Annotated in this window: 13 protein-coding genes, 1 tRNA gene and 2 pseudogenes; 6 read left to right on the top strand and 10 right to left on the bottom strand. The window is 68.7% G+C overall.

Annotated elements, in window-relative coordinates; genetic code table 11:
- Positions 1-242 precede the first annotated feature (242 nt).
- From PBV52_RS00085 to PBV52_RS00075, 3 genes are all read right to left on the bottom strand, one after another.
- On the bottom strand, positions 243-440 hold the full coding sequence (locus tag PBV52_RS00085) for a DUF6207 family protein (protein ID WP_274249186.1): 198 nt from the start codon (positions 438-440) through the stop codon (positions 243-245).
- 215 nt (positions 441-655) lie between these two features.
- Positions 656-898 carry a hypothetical protein gene (locus PBV52_RS00080; protein ID WP_274236159.1) on the bottom strand — a complete coding sequence of 81 codons (243 nt, stop codon included), beginning with the start codon at positions 896-898 and terminating at the stop codon, positions 656-658.
- A 113-nt stretch (positions 899-1,011) separates the two neighbouring features.
- On the bottom strand, positions 1,012-1,161 hold the full coding sequence (locus tag PBV52_RS00075) for a hypothetical protein (RefSeq protein ID WP_274236158.1): 150 nt from the start codon (positions 1,159-1,161) through the stop codon (positions 1,012-1,014).
- Positions 1,162-2,238: 1,077 nt separating this feature from the next.
- On the opposite strand from PBV52_RS00075, the gene PBV52_RS00070 reads away from it, so the two are divergent.
- Positions 2,239-2,412: a hypothetical protein gene (locus tag PBV52_RS00070; protein WP_274236157.1), complete on the top strand. Its 174-nt coding sequence runs from the start codon at positions 2,239-2,241 to the stop codon at positions 2,410-2,412.
- Between the two features lie 759 nt (positions 2,413-3,171).
- Here PBV52_RS00070 and PBV52_RS00065 read toward each other — a convergent pair.
- The 3 genes from PBV52_RS00065 to PBV52_RS00055 form a co-directional block, all read right to left on the bottom strand.
- A complete protein-coding gene (locus PBV52_RS00065; RefSeq protein ID WP_274236156.1) occupies positions 3,172-3,417 on the bottom strand; it encodes a hypothetical protein in 246 nt (81 codons plus the stop codon).
- Entirely contained in the window at positions 3,384-4,130 is a 747-nt protein-coding gene (locus PBV52_RS00060; RefSeq protein ID WP_274236155.1) for a hypothetical protein, read from the bottom strand. The genes PBV52_RS00065 and PBV52_RS00060 overlap by 34 nt, the downstream gene beginning before the upstream one ends.
- Positions 4,131-4,915: 785 nt before the next feature.
- Positions 4,916-5,548: a hypothetical protein gene (locus tag PBV52_RS00055; RefSeq protein WP_274236154.1), complete on the bottom strand. Its 633-nt coding sequence runs from the start codon at positions 5,546-5,548 to the stop codon at positions 4,916-4,918.
- A 10-nt stretch (positions 5,549-5,558) separates the two neighbouring features.
- Between PBV52_RS00055 and PBV52_RS00050 the strand changes: the two genes are divergently transcribed.
- Positions 5,559-6,161 carry a hypothetical protein gene (locus PBV52_RS00050; RefSeq protein WP_274236153.1) on the top strand — a complete coding sequence of 201 codons (603 nt, stop codon included), beginning with the start codon at positions 5,559-5,561 and terminating at the stop codon, positions 6,159-6,161.
- Positions 6,162-6,253: 92 nt separating this feature from the next.
- Here the strand turns inward: PBV52_RS00050 and PBV52_RS00045 are convergent, their stop codons facing one another.
- Positions 6,254-6,964 carry an SDR family oxidoreductase gene (locus tag PBV52_RS00045; protein ID WP_274236152.1) on the bottom strand — a complete coding sequence of 237 codons (711 nt, stop codon included), beginning with the start codon at positions 6,962-6,964 and terminating at the stop codon, positions 6,254-6,256.
- Positions 6,965-7,345: 381 nt separating this feature from the next.
- Between PBV52_RS00045 and PBV52_RS00040 the strand changes: the two genes are divergently transcribed.
- Together PBV52_RS00040 and PBV52_RS00035 are read left to right on the top strand one after the other, a co-directional pair.
- Complete coding sequence (locus PBV52_RS00040; RefSeq protein WP_274236151.1) at positions 7,346-7,822, top strand: RES family NAD+ phosphorylase; 477 nt, start codon at positions 7,346-7,348, stop codon at positions 7,820-7,822.
- A gap of 149 nt (positions 7,823-7,971) precedes the next feature.
- Entirely contained in the window at positions 7,972-8,577 is a 606-nt protein-coding gene (locus PBV52_RS00035; protein ID WP_274236150.1) for a dihydrofolate reductase family protein, read from the top strand.
- Positions 8,578-8,876: 299 nt separating this feature from the next.
- Here the strand turns inward: PBV52_RS00035 and PBV52_RS00030 are convergent.
- The 3 genes and pseudogenes from PBV52_RS00030 to PBV52_RS00020 form a co-directional block, all read right to left on the bottom strand.
- Positions 8,877-9,675 (bottom strand): annotated as a pseudogene (locus tag PBV52_RS00030) (IS5 family transposase); the annotation flags it as partial.
- 22 nt (positions 9,676-9,697) lie between these two features.
- Positions 9,698-10,108: a RacP protein gene (locus PBV52_RS00025; protein ID WP_274236149.1), complete on the bottom strand. Its 411-nt coding sequence runs from the start codon at positions 10,106-10,108 to the stop codon at positions 9,698-9,700.
- A gap of 2 nt (positions 10,109-10,110) precedes the next feature.
- Positions 10,111-10,814: pseudogene (locus tag PBV52_RS00020) on the bottom strand (DUF6192 family protein).
- 772 nt (positions 10,815-11,586) lie between these two features.
- Between PBV52_RS00020 and PBV52_RS00015 the strand changes: the two are divergent.
- Both PBV52_RS00015 and PBV52_RS00005 read left to right on the top strand, forming a co-directional pair.
- Positions 11,587-11,660 (top strand) — tRNA-Met (locus PBV52_RS00015).
- A gap of 495 nt (positions 11,661-12,155) precedes the next feature.
- Positions 12,156-14,582, top strand: coding sequence for a DEAD/DEAH box helicase (locus PBV52_RS00005; protein WP_274236148.1), 2,427 nt, complete (start codon positions 12,156-12,158; stop codon positions 14,580-14,582).
- Positions 14,583-14,924 lie beyond the last annotated feature (342 nt).

The raw sequence follows: 14,924 nt of genomic DNA, 5'->3' as shown, positions 1-14,924 counted from the left end.
CGCAACGGGGCTGACTGGGAATGGTGGTTCCACGCGGGCGGCGAGGGTTTCGGGATGCGCGTCCAGGCCAAGCGCGCCGAACGCGGCGGCGGCTACGGCCTCGAGCGCATTGTCCGCCAGACCAGGGCTCGTCATCTAGTGCCCGCTGGGACGATCGTTCGGCTGACGCCCTGCAGTGCCTTTCGCCGCGTAGAAGACCGCCCTTCACGACCGCGTTGTTGTGCCCACGGCCCTGAGCGGACTCACCGTTCGGGGCCGTTGCGCTGTCCGGCCCCGAACGACCGATGGGCGCTGGGACAGGCGTCGTCCAGGTGGCAGCGCAGCCGTACGCCCGGCTCACCGGGGGAGTGTGTTGTCTCCTCCGCCGTCGCGGTCGTCCACCGTGCGGCGAGCGCCTCCTGGAGGGCCGCCGCCCGGGGACTGCGACGCCGGGCAGGGATTGCCCGGGTAGGCGGCTTGAGGTGAATACGGCCCTGGTACCCGTGGGGACGGTAACCGGCCCGAACCTGCGGGACGTGCCCAAGTTGTGGTCAGCCAGGGCTGGTTGGCTGCCATCTCGGCCTGCAGGCTGGGGGAGTCACTCCGGGAGCGTGCGCGGCCGCACTCGATGTCCGACCGGCAGGCGAGGCAAGCCACCCGCTGAGCCGCGCCGGGCCTACCGGGGATCCTCCCGGCCGGGGTCGCGCCGTGCAGCCTCGTATGGGGCCACGTCGGGTTCGTGGTCGAGCCACTGCTGACAGACGGTCCAGTGGATGCGCGGGCTGCCTGCATCGCAGAGGAAGACATCAGCGACGAGGTCCCGGGTGCAGGTCTTGGCACCGTGTGCGCTGCACACGGTGTCGGCGAGCTGCGGCTGCGGGGTGCTCCACCGCACGATCTGCACGATGCGCGACTTCATGACCGACACCGTAGTGGCACGGGCCGCGGCTGCCGTCCCCGATGGCGCCGAAGAGGCTGCACCAGCTTCTCCCTGTGTGTGTCTGTGGCCTCAGCCACGGCGTCGGTGTGCTCTCACAGTCCGCGCCATCGGCGGGTGACGCGGCCGGCGCAGGGGCGGGGCCGGCAGGGGTCGTGGTCGGCAACACCGTCCAGCTGGGGCAGCAGGGTGAACTGGTGGGGTGCGTGCCGGCCGTCGCGGATGAGGGCCCATTCGGCTGCCACGGGCCACTGGTTGAGCTGGGCTTGGATGCCGGGGCGCCATTGCTGCCAGGTCGTGCGGCCCCGGCCCAGCCCAGCTGGCGCAGCTCCAGCTGGCGCAGCTCCAGCTCGTCCTCGCACAGCCGCAAGTACAGGCGTGCGGCCTTGAGTTCTTCCCCGGTGCACGCTGTGCCGGCCGCGGCGACGAGGGCCTCGGCGGGGGAGGTGGTCGAGGATCTGCCGGCAGCGTGCGATGTAGGTGTCCTCGATGGTCTTGATGCGGGCTTTGGCGGCGCCGGCGGAGCTGGTGGGCAGTGCGATCAGAGCGATGAAGCCGGTAGCGAAGGCGACCCAGAGTTCTGCGTTCCTGACGTGTCCCGTCCTCGGCTGGTCGGGCGGCCGTACCACCCGAAAGAGCAGAGCCAGTGTCAGGGGGGGGCAGGCGCGCCGGTGGGCGTACTCGGCGTGCTGGGGGAGAGCGGACCACGTGCACAGGGCTGCGGCGCAGGCGGGACATGGTCGGGATGCTGTCTGCGCCCCGCGGCTCCTCCGCGGCCCCGGTGCCCGCCCGGTCGCAGCCTCCGATGGCCGCGCGCTTCGGACCCCTTCACGGGGAGTTGCTCGGCCAGAGGTTACGAGTCGCTTCAAAGCGGGGATAAACAGTATAGAGTTGGTCGCCAACTTGGTTGAGTTGGCGAAACTTGGTCCTCGTTTTCCTGTCAGCCCAGGTGAGACAACGGCCAAACAACCAGCGGGCGTGTAGCAGCAGGCCCGCAGGGGCCCTGTAGCAGCAGGACCCAAGACGCATGCGGCCTCGCCGGATCAAGATCCGGCGAGGCCGCATGCGTAGGTTCGCCCCGCAGGATGCGTGAGAGCGACCTCCTGCATAAAGGCGCCTTGCCCCGGAGCCACGTTCTGACACAAAGGCGACAGGGCATCTCTCGGAACACGAATATGCGGCTGCTACCGCATACTTCGGCGCCCCACCCGTCTCACCTGGGCTGACCCGAGAGGAAAACCTTCATGAGGAACCGCGTGTCCCAGACTCGAACCCCCTTAGAGCCCTCGGGCCTTGAACAACCCCCCGCTGCTGTCGCGCAGTTGCCCGTTTCCAATGCGGTGTCGGCGGTGCTGATCGCCATAGTCGCCCTGCTCGGCGCCATCGCCGTCCTGCTGGTGATGCCGGGCGAGCTCGAGGCCCTCGGAACCGCCGTGACGATCGCTGGTTCCGGGTTCACTCTCGCCGCCAAGATCGCAGTCCCGCGCTCGAGCTGACGCCGGACTGTGCGGGCCCGGCGTGCACGCCGGGCCCGCACAACCACCGCGAGGGGCATGCGACCGACCAATGCCTGCGGCCTGCTGCCGAAAGGGAGTCGGTCCACCGGCCCGATCCCGGCAGCATGCACCCCGGCAGGCCGGCGTGGTGCAGTACGGACGGCAGACAGGCGGCGCCGTTCACCAGCTCCCACGCATGTGCGTGACACGCGGGGTTCGACTGCACTACGGCAGCCGGTACCGGTGTGCTCCCGGGGGTGGCAGCGGCACGTGTTGTCAGTGCCATGGCCGATAATGAGCGCATGCGGGCTTTCCCATTCCGCAGCAAGCCAGTGCGCTGCACGTCGGCATCCGTGGCGGGCCGATGAACACGGAGAACGCAGACCGCATTGCACAGTTGCTCAGCCGGTTCGGGCTCGGTGTCGTCGCAGTCGTCGGCGCCGGCTGTCCATCTCGGCCCGATACCCGACCAGCCCCGGTCTGACCGCACTGCTGTGGGACGCTCTCGACGCCGATCCTGCCGCTCGCGGCGCCCTCGCCGCCGAACTCGGCACGCGCGATGCACCAACAAAGCTGCTGGTCGGGGACGATGCCGCCCACGGGGATCCCGCATGGCGCGCCGTCGAGAGCTCCACACCGGCCAGGCAACGCTTTCAGGAGGAGATGGCCAACCTCGACCGCCACCGCAGCGCGCAGCCGTCCGCCGCCCATGAGGCCCTTGCCGCACTGATCCACGCCGGTGTCATCGAATGTGTCGTCTCACTCAACTGGGACACCGCCCTCGAGTCCGCCTACCGCCGTCGGTACGGGACCGATATCCCCGTCGGGATCCTGTTCAAGCCGCACGGTGATGCCGCTCATCCGGAACAGCCCTGGATGCTTCCGCACCTGCCCGGCACTCTCATCCCTGACCTCACGGACCGGGTCCGTCACCTGGTTGCGGATCACCCCGGAACCCTCCTCATCGTCGGCTACTCGGAGCGAGACCGTGTCGTCGTCGACCAACTCATCGCACCGCTCGACCAGGGGTGGCGTGTCTGCCGCATCGGCCCCGAGTATCCGGCGACGACGACATCCCCTCCACGGCCGACACCGCCCTGCCCGCCCTCGCCGACGACGTCCGGCGCCGGGAAGCCGCATCGGCGTGGCACGTGCTCCCCTTCACCGGGAAAAACGACATCGGCCACGCCCTGGCCGGAGAACGTCTCGGTCCCTCCGACGTCGACGCCTGCCCCCGGCTGACGGAAGTCGCCCTCCTCACTGACGCGCTCCGCCGCGATCACGCGGTCGTCCTCAACGGGGACAGCGGCTGCGGCAAGTCCATCACCGCCTACCAGGCCCTGAGCGACCTGCTCAAGGACGGCTACGAAGTGCTCCGGCTGCGCGACGACGCCCGCAGGGGTGACCCGCGGCAGTGGACAGCCGACCTCGCCGGCTACCCGCACCGCAAAGCACTGCTCATTGACGACGCCCAGGACCTGCCCGCAGACCTGATCCGTGAACTCGCCGAGACCGCCACCGAAGACCAACTGGTCCTCGTCGTCGGCGTGGACCACGTCGCCGGCGGGATCACCACCTGCCGCATCAGCGACGCCGCAGCGATCGGCACCCTCACCCGCGCCATGCGCGAGGGAACGGACCACATCCTGCCCAAGGTCCGGGCTCTGGACGACTCCGTCGGAGACCAACTCGGTGACGAACCGCTTCACGAGCCGCATCGACGAAGCCTCCACACAAGGCTCGGCCTGGCTCTTCTTCTACACACTCACCGGCGGCTGGCGCCGCACCGAGCGCGACGCACTCGACCTGCGCCACCACGACCGGGCCGACCTGCTCCTTCTGGCACTCGCCATCGCCCAGGTCGCCGGCGTCGACGCCGGTGTGACAGCCGACGACCTCGAGCCCTGTGCGCACGCATTCGGCCGCGACCGCCACTGGATCGACCGAGGCCTGCGTACCCTGCAGGACAAGCGGCTGACCACCCAGAACGACCCAGTCCTGCGCTGCGCACACCTCAGGTCCGCCTGGGCCCTGATCAAGTGGATGCTCCACCCGCCGGAGTTCCGCCACACGCCCGTGCAGCGCGTCACGGTAGCGCCGATCGTGTCCGCCACCGAGCACCCGCCGCCCTCGTCCGCCCCCGCTCCCCGCTGGAGACCGCAAGCCCGAGCGGTCCTGGCTGACCACCAGATCGAGGCAGACCGTGAGAGCGCAGCGGCACTCTTCCGCCTCGCCCTGGACTCACCCCACACACCACTGCGCGGCGCCGCATGGCTGGTCGGACGCAATCTCTGGCATGAAACGCGATGGGTCCTTCGCCGGCACGGCGTGCTGACCCGTGCACGCATCCGTGCTCTGGCCGAACGAGCACGTGCCACGCCGGCCGGAGCCGAGACAGCGATGGCCGCCCAGCTCCTTGAGCACCTCCTGGTCCCGGACCAGGACGACTGCCTCGACCTGATCCGCGAGCATCACAGCAGGCTCCGCGAAGGGGTGCACCACGTCACCCCGGAAAACGGGGTGGGCCATCGGCGACCTGATCAACACGCTGTCCAGCGACGAGCGGGCCTTCACCGAGCAACTGCTGACCGACGCGGACGCACACGCACTCGCCCGGCTGATCCCCGAAGGGGGATGGCCGCACATCTACTCCACCACCCATGCCGTGGAAAGGATCACGCAGGCCGGCGGAAAGCCGCTCATCGAACACGTCGGCAACGCCTACGATCCCAGCGCCTTCCACGCACTGGCCGCCGAACCTCCCGCAGGCATCGAGGCCATCGATGAACTCCTCAACACCTTGGCCTGCACAGCACGCGACCTCGGACGTGCCGTGTTCGAGCAGTTGATCCCCCACCTCGCCGCACAGGTATCGCGCAACCTCCCCGTCGAGTCCCAGAAGATCTTCCAGACCTGGGCATTCCTCCTCGGATTCGCCCCACCGTTCCTGCGCGGCCGCCACACGCCGGACCCGGTGGCCCGCCGACTGGCCAGGACCTTCGTGCGCACGCTCGACCCCGAACGGTTCGCCGACACGCTGTCGCGCCCCCGCGCCGACCGGACCTGGCAGAACTTCCCCTCCTTCGTCGAGTTCGTCAAGGAAGCCGATCCGCCGAGCGCCGAGCGCCGAGCGCATCGTCCGTCGTATGGACACCGACGTGCTCGCAGCGGAACTCGAGCACAGCCTGCCGACGCCGGCCCAGAACCACCTGTACGCGGTAGAGGTCCTCAACGAACACCGGCCGGCCGAAGCGCGAGCACTCCTCGAACGCTACGAGTCGCGATTCGCCGGCATCGATCCTCTCCTCGCCTACGTGCATCCTGCGATGACCATCCGGCTGCTGCGCCGCGGTCTGCCCCTCAACCTCGCCCTGCAGGACCAGCACTGGGGGACTGCGGCCACCATCCTGGAACGCATCGCCGCCCACGACGCCCAGGTTGCGGCCGAACTCGCCGAGGCCAACCTCCCCGGATTCACTGCGGGACTTGCCTCGAGCTGCACCGACCCGTTCGAAGGCCTCTCCAGGTGGCTCCAAGCCTGCGGCAGACACGCTCCCGGACTCGCCGGTCAGGCCGTCCGCCAACTGCCCTCCGGCGCCGTCGCCGCATGGGATACCGCGCTCAGAAAGAAGAACCGCAGGCGGGAAATCGCCCCGCTGGTGCATCGTGCCGCGGCGTCGCAGGGGCCGGCCGCAGCAGAAGCACAAGAACTCATCCGTCGCTTCCCCGGCCTGCAACGCCAGGAATAGGGCGCCCGATTGAGGGTGTGCCGCGGACCGGGCGCTGCGAGTTGGCTCCGACCCGTTCAGGTCAATGTGCGGGACCAGGGCGCAAAGCGCGCTCACTGATGCGGACTGTCACCGACTGGGGAAGCAGTCCGGGAAGTCTGGCCAAGAGTGCGTTCGCGCGGCCGCTGACGACCGAGGGCCGACGCCGACGCCGGCGCAATGCGCGCAGTGCCGTGCTGACGACTTGCTGTGGTGTCTGGCGCTTGCCGGCTGACGCCGAGTCGGTACCCACGACATCGAGGAACGGTGTCTCGGTCGCACCGGGGCACAGGGCCAGGACGTCCACACCTGTCGCCCGTGTTTTTTGCCCACAGCGCCTCTGAATAGGAGAGGACGAACGCCTTGGTGGCTCCCTGGACCGCCATGTACGGATCCGGCTGGAACCCTGCGGTGGAGGCGACATTGATCACTGCGCCGCGTCCGCGCTTGACCATCGCGGGCAGGAAGCGCCCGGTCAGGTCACCTACCGCGCCCGCGTTGAGCGCGATCTGCTCGGCGGCGCGGGACTGGTCCGCGTCGACGAAGCGTCCGTGCATGGCGGAGCCCGCGTTGTTGATGAGGACATCGATGGCCAGTCCCCGGTGCGTGATGTCTGCGGCCAGATGTCCGCCGGCTCCGGGGACGGCCAGGTCGGCCGCGATCACCTGGATGTTCACGGCGTGCCGGCCCTCAAGGCGCTCGGCCAGTTCGGTGAGCTTGTCCTTCGACCGTGCCACGTCGGCCTGCACCGCCAGTGCTGAGAGGATCTCCCAGTCCTCTCCCACGCCTTCCGCTCCAGCGCCAGGAGCCAACCCGCCACCCCCAGCGCACAGATGACTGCCTTGGCAACGGAAGGGCCAGACGGCAGGCTGACAGCCGCCCAGGAACCCCACCACACCGACACAGTCACCAGCGTCTCTCCCGGCACCGCGCATGTTCCGGCGCACCAGCCTGTGCGCGAGCATTCCAAAAAAGGCACCAAAGGCACCAAAGGTGCGCGAAAAGCGGCGGCGACCCGTCCAGCACTGGGACGGCGGCGACCTCGTCAACGAGTACGCCGTCCGCGAGGCGGCCCGACACGATGACGTGGGGGTGGAGCGCCATTTCATCGAACCCGCCAGGACGAAGCGCTGCTCGACGGGTGGATGCGCTTCAGCCGCGAAGTGATGTACCGAACCAGGCATGTGTTCTGGCTGGCACCATCCGACAAGGACGAGGCCTATCTCGATGGCGGCGAGATCCCCGCCGCAGCCATCCTCGACACCCCCGGTGGCCTCATCCCCCAGGCAGGCCTCGTACACGAGATCCCGGCCGGGCACCGCCTGTGGCGCGCACGGGCCCACGAGACTCCCCAACAGCACTGGTCCGCACACCTCCTGGGAACCGCGTCGCCTGTCCAGGCCCGACACCCCGATCGGATGAGCCCAGCAGGCATCCCTCTCTTCTACGGAGCCGACAGCCCCGCCACCGCCATCCAGGAAGTCGCCCGGCACGCCAGCGACGACACCACGCTCGTCACCTACGCCGCATTCGAAACCACCCGCCCCTGCACGGTGGTCGACTTCACCCGCCCGGAGCTCGTCCCCACGATCTTCGACACCGACCGCGCACACCTGCGGCGCGCACTGAGAACCCATCTTTGAACCAACCCTCCGGGCCCTGCGAAGCAGTGCCGCTCCGCCGACCTGATCGGCTGCAGCGTCATGGGTTTTCTCGTTACTCCACAGCGCGGCCGATGAGTTTGTGGCTCCCGGCGGGTCCAAGCTCATGACACCTAGGAAAGGACACCGCCATGTCGGAGCTTCTCGTCGACTTCATCACCTCCCTCGATGGCCACGCATCGGGAGAGGGATGGCCCGGTTTCTGGGGCCTCGAGGGCCCGGAGTACCTCGCATGGCTCGGTGAGCAGCCCGAGGCCACCTACCTGATGGGAGCGAACACCTACCGCCTGATGTCGGGCTTCGCCGCAGGCGAGGTCCCGGATGGCCAAGACGAGTTCAGGCCCGAAGAAGAGGCGTCCGTCGACGAGCTCACGCAAGCGTCCAAGGTGGTGTTCTCCTCCTCACTCGAGGAGCCACTGACGTGGGCCAACTCCACGCTCGTCCGCGACGACGCCGTCGAGGCGGTCCGCGCCATGAAGTCGAGTGGCTCGGGGCTCCTCAGCACGATCGGCAGCCTCAGCCTGTGCCGGTCCCTGCTACGGGCCGGACTCGTCGACCGCTTCCGGGTCGTGATGTTCCCGGTGATCACCGGGGCCACGGGCGAAGAACGCATCTACGACGGCTATCCGGACGTTGCCCTCGAGATGATCGAGCACCGCACCTTCGACGGCCGCATCCAGCTGGTCGAGTACAAGCCCCGCGTGCTCGAGCACCCGCCGCTCGGCGTCCCTGCGTGACGTCGCCCCGTCCGCCGGTCTGGACGGCCGCCAGGCCGGCGCCGGCGGGCGCGGAGCAAGACCCAACAGGGGGCGAACGGCCAGCGCCAGGACGCCCGGTCCGTGTCGTGGCGCGGTTGAGGGAGACAGGGTTCCTTTCGCACCCGGAGGCGGTCGCGGCCTCAGCCGACACGGTCACGTCCGTCATCAGGTGTTACTCCGTTTCGAAGATCCACCGTTGACCGTACAGACCCGGCAGCTCAGGCTGCTGCGACGGCCGGCACGGGCCGGGGAACGGCCGAGGCCGGGTGAACGCTGCCGCGGGTCAGCCGACGGGTCATGAGAGTGATCGCAGCGAGCGCGAGCATCGCTTCGGAGTGCTCGGGCAGCCTCCCGTAGTCCCTGACATTCCGGCGTGCGTGCAACCACCACGCCGGCGACCTCTCCACCACCCGCCCACGCGGCAAGATCACGAACCCCTTCGCTCCTTTCGGCCTGCTCACGGACTTGATCGTCAGGTGCAGGAAGGATTTCGCCCGGTCGACGAGCGTGCCCGCGTAGGCGAGGTCGGCCCAGACGACGGTGACTTCGGGGTGCATCAGCCGGAGAGGGAAGAGGACTTCGCGTGCGGCAACGCTGTCGTGCATGCCGGCAGGGGCGACCATCACGAACAGCGGAAGGCCTTTCAGGTCCACGACAATGTGTCTCTTCCCGCCAGTGATCTTCTTGCCCGCGTCATAGCCGGAGGTGGCGCGGGGGACGGTGGCGGCGGCCTTGACGGACTGCGAGTCGATCACCACGGCGACGGCGTGCGGGGACATGCCCATGAACGTACGGACCCGGCGCCGCAGCTGGTCGCGGATGAGGTTGAAGACCCCGGCCTCGGACCAGCGGGTGAAGAAGCCGAACACCGTCTTGAACGGCGCGTAGTCCTGCGGAAGAGCGGCCCATTTGCAGCCGGTGTCAACGACGTGGCGCAGGGCATCGACGATCTCGCGACGGGGATGAGCCTCGGGGCGGCCGCCGCGGGGAGTGCGGCAGGCCGGCACCAACAGCAGCGGTTCGATCAGCACCCATTCGAGATCGGTGGTGTCCCAGGGGGTAGCGGCGCTGCCGCATGCCGGCCATCCCCCCTTCGACCTCATGCGACGAGGTCGAGGGTGGACTCGACGGAGTTGAGCCGGGCGACGATGTGGCGGACCCACTTGTCCTCGGGGGCTGCGGCGGCGTGCGGGGTGACGGTGCCGGTGATCAGCCTGCGGATCTCGGTCAGCTCCTCGCGGACCACCCCGACCTCGTAGGCCTGCAGGACATCGCCGTCGATGGTGAACTGGTAGCCGTCGGCGCGGGTGTAGACCAGCGGCGGCCAGCCGTTGTCCGCGATGATGTCGCGCAGCATCGCCAGCCCGGACCGGACCTGGCTGCGGGTGAGTTCGGTCGCCTCTATCAGCTGCGGCATGTGCAGGCCGGCGGGCCTTGCCTGCAACAGCACCCGCCGGATCGTCTTGGCCCAGCCGCGGGCGGCATCGCCCTTCTTGCGGGAGCGTGGCACGGCTACTCGCCCCGCAGCAGCTTCTCCAGCTCCTCGTCCATGTCCAGGTGGCCGCTGTCGACGGCCGTCACGATCCATTCGCAGGTCGCGTGGACCCGGTCGACCTGTTTGTGGATCAGCTCCCGCTCGTCGTCGGTCAGGCGCCGGCCGCGCAGCTGCGGCATCAGCCGGCCGGTCGCGGCCACGAACTTGTGGCAGGCCCCGATCAGGTCCAGGAAGTCGATGGTGCGGTCGAGCTGCCGCACGACCGGGGCGATGGGGCACTCCGGCTGGCCGGGCGGCGGCGTGTTCTCGTCGATCTCGTGCCACCGGTCGGCCTGCGCCTTGTTGAACAGGTGCCGGGCGGTGTCGTCGCTCGCGGCCCTGAAGGCCACGTTGGGGCGGCGGAGGAAGCCGGTGGCCACCCGCGCGGCGACCTGATCGTCCGAGGCCAGATCGTGGATCGCCTCGACCTTCTCCTGTGCGCTCTGCGGGCTGGTCACCTGCCACCCGACCTGCCGCTTCGCCGCATCCTGAGTCCAGCGCGGAACCCCATCACGGGCTGCGGCGGCTTGGTGATCCGCTCGAAGCGGTCGTCGAGCTTCTCCAGGATCCGGTGGATCTCAAACGAGACACCCGCGGCCCGGTGCTTCGCGGGCCACTTGCTGCAGGTCTGCCGCGTGATCCGCACCTGGTTGTAGAGGACGCCGATGTCCTCGGCGTACATCTCCAGAGTTTCGCGGACCCCGAGCAGTTCCTCCCCGGCCGCCGGGAGCGAGCCGCCGTGCGGGCGCATCGGCTCTATCTCCAAAGCATGGTCACCGATCTTGAACTGGATCTTCGTATCGACCTCGATGAGCTTGCGGTCCTCCGCGATGATCTCCTCGTACCGCGCTCGGGAAACGCTGCCGACCTTTGTGCTCGCGGGCATGACACCCACCCCACCTCGCAGCACGGGACGCCAGCGCTCCCTTCGCCGACACCAAGCCCAGGCCTCTCCCCGCAGAATCCCGCCACCGCCAGATCCGTAGCAACCAATGGCCAGAGCTCTGCCTTCAGCAGGTTCAAAGATGGGTTCTGAAGGCCTGGCAGGAGGGCAAACGCCGCCCCTCCAAGACCAACCTGGAACGCACCGACCAGGCGTACCGGACAGTGCGCCGTCACAACGTCGCCCGCCACCTCCTCAGGCGCCTCAACCGCGACGGACGCGGGACGCGAGTGGAGATCCACCCGCTCAACCAGTCCCAGGTGCCGCAGCCGCTGCAGCGCGTGGTGGAGTACCGGACGATGAACGTGCGCCGCTGGGACCGCATCGTCGGCTCCTGGGCGGCCGGCGACCACCAGAGCCTCGACGCTGCGTGGCAGGACACGATCGTCGACCTCGGCTCGCAGCGGGGCCAGTACGAGCACGTCACCAACGTCGGCTTCGCCGCACAGAGCCCTGCGCCGGAAGGCGGTCTTCGGCGCCTGCTGGGATGGCGTACGGTGGGGGATACCGACGCGGGGTGGAGCAGCTCGGTAGCTCGCTGGGCTCATAACCCAGAGGTCGCAGGTTCAAATCCTGTCCCCGCTACTGCCGAAGAGGCCCGGATCTACACGATCCGGGCCTCTTCGCGTTCCCGGCACGAGCCACGTCTGCCTCCTGCCCGGCAGAAGGCCCTGCCGCCAGGTGCACTGGGTCGACCGGGACCGGCTGCGCCGGTGGGCCGAACACGGCACGCCCCTGCCAGACCTTCTGCGGCTGCCCACGGCTCGCAAGACAGCCCTACGCCGGGCCGCATGAAATCAAGGGGAGAGAGCTCAACCTCCACAAAACACAACCAATCGGAACGCCCGCAATCAAGAAGAGGAAGACCGGCCGTCTCTAGGCCCCACGGCGATCAACTCGCGCTCTCCTCAGCGCAACGTAGCCGCCACCATCGCCCATGACCCACAACCAACGACGCAGATCACGGGGAACGCGTGGCCCGCAGCGCCCCCCCGCCAACCAAGAGACACTGCGCCACACCCCCTCCGTACGCGAGAATAAACGCGAGTCAGCCCCTCACATATGCCGAGGAACCGCGCGATGACCGCCAGTCCCACCGCAACAGAACACACCGGGCGTCTGGTCCTGCGCACCGACCAACAAGAGGGCCTCGCCAACACAATCCGCCACCTGCGCCGCCCGCGCACCCGCGGACACGCCGTCTCGGCCTGCGGCACCGGCAAGACCCTCTTCGCACTGCGCGTCGCCGAAGAACTTGGCGTGCGACACCTGGCAGTGGCAGTGCCCAGCCTGGACCTGGTCGCGCAGTGGGCGGCAGCGGCTCGCACGGACGGCCGCCAAGAGCCGATGACCACGGTCTCCTCGCTGCGCGCCGAATCACACCCGCTCCTCGCCAAGGCCAAGGTCGACTCGGCCAACGCGGGGGAGTACCTGGCATACTGGCTCGCCCGCCACCCCAAAGCAACGGTCTTCTTCACCTACGACTCGCTGTCCAAGATCGAAGAAGCCCAACACTCCGCGATCTTCCCCGCCCCCGTCTTCGGCCTGCTGATCGTGGACGAAGCACACGCCACGGCTGGCACCTGGGAGAAGAACTGGACCGCGCTGCACGACAACGAACGCATCCCTGCCGAGCGCCGCCTCTACCTCACCGCCACCCCGTATGTGTGGGAAGCCCCACGCCTGACCGAGCCGCCCACTACCAGGGCGCAGCCCAAGCGCACCGCCGCCACAGCACCGGCCTGGGACGACCCGGCCCTGCTGGCCACCATGGACCAGCCGCAGATCTTCGGCCCCCGCCTGCACACCTACTCCCACGCCGACGCCATCGATGACGGCGTCCTGGCCGACTACCAGCTCGTCGTCCCTACCATCACCGACACTGAACTGCACACTGCGCTCACCGATCCGGAAGCCGGGCCCACCGCGCGCCGCACCACCGCCCTGCACTTGGCCATCCTCAAAGCCATGCGCGAGCAGGACCTGCGGCACGTGTTCGTCTACTTCCAGCAGATCGCCGACGCCGCCGACTTTGCTCGCCAGTTCGCCCACACCCTGCGCACCCTCCCCGACGAACTGCGCCCCGACTGGGCGGACGACGTCGTCGTGCAGTCCATCGACGGCACCCACAGCCCCCGCCGACGCGCCGACATCATTGCCCGCTTCACCGACGCCGACCGGGCCGTGCTGGCCAACGCCAAGGTCCTTGGCGAAGGGGTCGACCTGCCAGCCGTCGACGCCGTCGTCTTCGCCGACCGCACCGCCAGCGTCCGCCGCATCATCCAGGCCCTGGGCCGCGCCCTACGCAAACCACCCACCGTCACGACGAAGACGGCCAGCCTCGTTGTCCCCGCCTACATCCCGCCCGGTGCCGACCCCACCGACCTCCTCGGCACCCCCTACGAAGCCCTCTGGCTGGTTACCTCTGCCCTGCGCCACCACGACCAGACCATCGCTGCCCGCGCCCCCCGGGCCAAGAACCAGCATCCCGCCCGCGACTCCCACACCTACATCACCCGCCGCTTCCGCTTCGACCACACCCTCGACCCCACCGCGATCGCCCGCGCCCTGGACCTGCTCGTCTGGCCCTCCCACGGCGCCGTCCTGTCCGCCCCCCGCCGCGCCGGCCTAGCCGCCGCCATCCGCTACCAAAGCGAACACAGCCACCTGCGCGTGAGCGCCGACTACGAGGACGCTTACGGCTACCGGCTGGGGCAATTCATCACCGGCCAGCGCACCGCCTACCAGGCAGGCGCCCTCGATCCGGCATGGATCGCCGAGCTCGAGGATCTCGGCATGATCTGGGACGACCACGAGGCCACCTGGCAGGGCCACCTGGCCACCGTCGAGGCCTTCCACGCCGAACACGGCCACCTTGCCATCCCCACCCAACTACCCGGCGGCCAGTTCCTTGCCGACCAGCGCGCCCTGGCCCGAAAGGACCGCCTCACCCCCGACCGCGACAACCAGCTCACAGCCCTCGACCCAGACTGGAAACTCCCCTACGGCCCCGACTGGCATCGCAAGTACCATCTGCTGCGCCGCCACCTGGAAGCCGGCAACCACCCCAGCACGCTGCGCCGCGACACGGTCATCCATGGAGTGAAGGCGGGCAGATGGCTGCACCGCCAGTTCACCAGCTGGCCCGACCTCGACCCCGGCCAGCGCGACCTGCTCGCCCGCATGGGAATCACCCCCGACCGCGCCCTCCTGGACCAAGAGCACGCCACGGGCAGGCCGAGCACATCGCGGCGGCGCACGTTCGCGCAGACCACCGAGATCCTCGGGCTCTTCGTGGCACGGTGGGGACGCACCCCCGGCGCCCGAGAGTGGATCGAGGTGGACGGCGACCGTGTCATGATTGGTCCCTGGCTCGCCAAGGTCCGCACCAAGCTGAACGCTGATCAACTCCCCTCAGAGCAAGAAGAGTTGGTGTCCGCTACCCTTGCCGAGCACGGCATCGATCTGGTCCGTGCTCCCGGCACCATCGGGCCATCAAACGGCTGAGGTTTGGCCGCTGAGCTCAGTGCGGCGGCAGCCTCGTTTCGCGCGCCCCGGGTCCCATCTCCGGTATGCGTGGGAGCGGCAGAACTCGAATACTCCAAAGTTTTGGAGATAAGGAAGCAGCGGCACACAGGATTGGCACGGCTCGACGTTCTGGTCGTTAACTGACGAGGCGTCACCAAACATCTAGTCAGGCACAACAACGACCGTCGGTCCCTTACTGCTAGCCGAATTAACCTGCACCCCAGTCATGTTGGACTTGAAAAGCCAAGGCAAGTCGGGGAGGGGGCACGATCGCGGAGCGATCGGGACACCGCACCGACGACCCAACTCGATCCGCGGAGC

It is taken from the genome of Streptomyces sp. T12 (assembly GCF_028736035.1).
GTDB lineage: Bacteria > Actinomycetota > Actinomycetes > Streptomycetales > Streptomycetaceae > Streptomyces.
This window is presented reverse-complemented; position numbering and strand designations above follow the sequence as displayed.

Excerpts from the sequence above, each read along its gene's own strand:
- PBV52_RS00080 (WP_274236159.1), bottom strand. The coding sequence starts at position 898 with ATGAAGTCGCGCATCGTGCAGATCGTGCGGTGGAGCACCCCGCAGCCG.
- PBV52_RS00060 (WP_274236155.1), bottom strand. The coding sequence starts at position 4,130 with ATGCGGCTCGTGAAGCGGTTCGTCACCGAGTTGGTCTCCGACGGAGTC.
- PBV52_RS00055 (WP_274236154.1), bottom strand. The coding sequence starts at position 5,548 with ATGCGCTCGGCGCTCGGCGCTCGGCGGATCGGCTTCCTTGACGAACTC.
- PBV52_RS00050 (WP_274236153.1), top strand. The coding sequence starts at position 5,559 with ATGGACACCGACGTGCTCGCAGCGGAACTCGAGCACAGCCTGCCGACG.
- PBV52_RS00040 (WP_274236151.1), top strand. The coding sequence starts at position 7,346 with ATGTACCGAACCAGGCATGTGTTCTGGCTGGCACCATCCGACAAGGAC.
- PBV52_RS00035 (WP_274236150.1), top strand. The coding sequence starts at position 7,972 with ATGTCGGAGCTTCTCGTCGACTTCATCACCTCCCTCGATGGCCACGCA.
- PBV52_RS00005 (WP_274236148.1), top strand. The coding sequence starts at position 12,156 with ATGACCGCCAGTCCCACCGCAACAGAACACACCGGGCGTCTGGTCCTG.